At 69.5% G+C, this 1,644-nt stretch carries 2 protein-coding genes; one reads left to right on the top strand and one right to left on the bottom strand.

Annotated features, from left to right (window positions below):
- Positions 1 to 269 precede the first annotated feature (269 nt).
- Positions 270 to 1,076, top strand: coding sequence for an IS5 family transposase (locus OO52_RS45385; protein ID WP_106972191.1), 807 nt, complete (start codon positions 270 to 272; stop codon positions 1,074 to 1,076).
- Here OO52_RS45385 and OO52_RS45380 read toward each other — a convergent pair.
- Positions 994 to 1,524, bottom strand: a complete 531-nt coding sequence (locus OO52_RS45380) for a hypothetical protein (RefSeq protein ID WP_051819147.1) — start codon at positions 1,522 to 1,524, stop codon at positions 994 to 996. The two genes, OO52_RS45385 and OO52_RS45380, sit on opposite strands and share 83 nt — an antisense overlap.
- Positions 1,525 to 1,644 lie beyond the last annotated feature (120 nt).

Here is a 1,644-nt window from a genome sequence, read left to right as displayed (position 1 = left end):
ACTGCCTGTTCTCTATCCGCCCGCGCGGTCGGGCAGGTTCGAACGAGGTCCTGGTTCGGGTGAGTTGTCCGGGGCGGGTGCATGAAGGAAGGGCCTCTTGGTAGCTCGGGGATGTCGAGTCCAGCGAGAAGCAAGAGGCCCTGTTGTCGAAGTGTCGCGTGGTCGTGGTCGCCGAGTCCAGTTCGTCCACTCGTGGGTGTGACTGTCTCGCCCACAGGTTCGGGAACGCGGTCGACCGGCCGCAGCGCCGACCCCGATACGGCTCGGACATGAGCGATGCCGAGTGGGCCGTGGTGAGGGACCTGCTGCCGGTGCCGGGCTGGCTTTCGGGCCGCGGCGGGCGTCCGGAGGGCTACTGCCACCGGCAGATGATCGACGCAGTGCGCTACCTCGTCGACAACGGCATCAAGTGGCGGGCAATGCCCGCGGACTTCCCGCCCTGGCCGCGCGTCTACGCCTTCTTCGCCCGCTGGCGGGACACGGGACTGGTCACCGAGCTGCACGACCGGCTGCGGGAAGCCGTCCGCGCCGGCGAAGGCCGCAGCGCCGAGCCGAGCGCGGGGGTCGTGGACTCGCAGTCGGTGAAGGCAGACGCCACTGTCACCTTCGGCTCACGGGGCTTCGACGCGGGCAAGAAAATCAACGGTCGCAAGCGGCACCTGCTCACCGACACGCTCGGACTTCTCCTGGCCGTGCTGGTCACACCGGCGTCCGTGACCGATCGGGATGGCGCCCGGTCCCTTCTGCCAGCGGCGGCCGGCCGCTTCCGGCGGCTGGCCCGGGTCTGGGCCGATGGCGGCTATACCGGCCACCTCACCGACTGGACCAGCCAGCACCTCGGCCTCGTCCTCGACATCGTCCGCCGCAGTGAGGACGTCCGAGGCTTCCAGGCCCTTCCCCGCCGCTGGGTCGTCGAACGGTCCTTTGCGTGGTTTCTGCGCAGCCGCCGCCTGGTCAGGGACTACGAACGCCGCCCCGACACGAGCGAAGCCGTCATCCGCTGGTCGATGATCGCCCTGATGAGCCGCCGCCTGGCCGCACGATCTCGTCGGCCTGCAGTCCTGACGGCAGGGTGAACTTCCCGGGCTTCGTCTCCACCAGCCAGCCCCGTTCCACCAGCCTCTTCAGCCGTGCTCTCGCGCCCTCGACGCGTGAGGCCGAGGCACTGTCCCAGCCAAGCACCACGGCCGCCCGCCGGGCACCCAGCCCGTCGTTCCCGGCCTCGGCCGCGGCTGCCATCACCGCCTGGTAGTCCACCGACAGGTCTTCGACCCCGGCCGCGTTCTGTCGATGCGGCACCGCACGGCGCGGGCCCATCGGCGTCCTCGGCGACGGGTCAACGACTGTCTCGGCCGGCTGTTCCTCCTCGGCGAGCGCTTCCAGATACTGCTCGAGGCCGATCGTCCGAAGCCTGAGAACCTCCTCGGCATCCGCCAGGTCTGCCCGCACCCGCTTCAGTTCGGCTTCGAGCTCATCCACCCGCACGGCAGCGGCCTTCCGCCGCGTTTCCAGGACCGCCCGCATCGACGGCATCCGCCACCCCCACCGACTCGATCAGCAACGAGTCGAGACTCCCGCCACAGCTGCAATCTCATGCCTGACCAGCGGAATCCGCACACGGCATTCGGAAAGAGAACGGCCTCT

It is taken from the genome of Streptomyces flaveolus (assembly GCF_000716535.1).
In the GTDB taxonomy this organism is placed as follows: Bacteria; Actinomycetota; Actinomycetes; order Streptomycetales; family Streptomycetaceae; genus Streptomyces; species Streptomyces flaveolus_A.
This window is presented reverse-complemented; position numbering and strand designations above follow the sequence as displayed.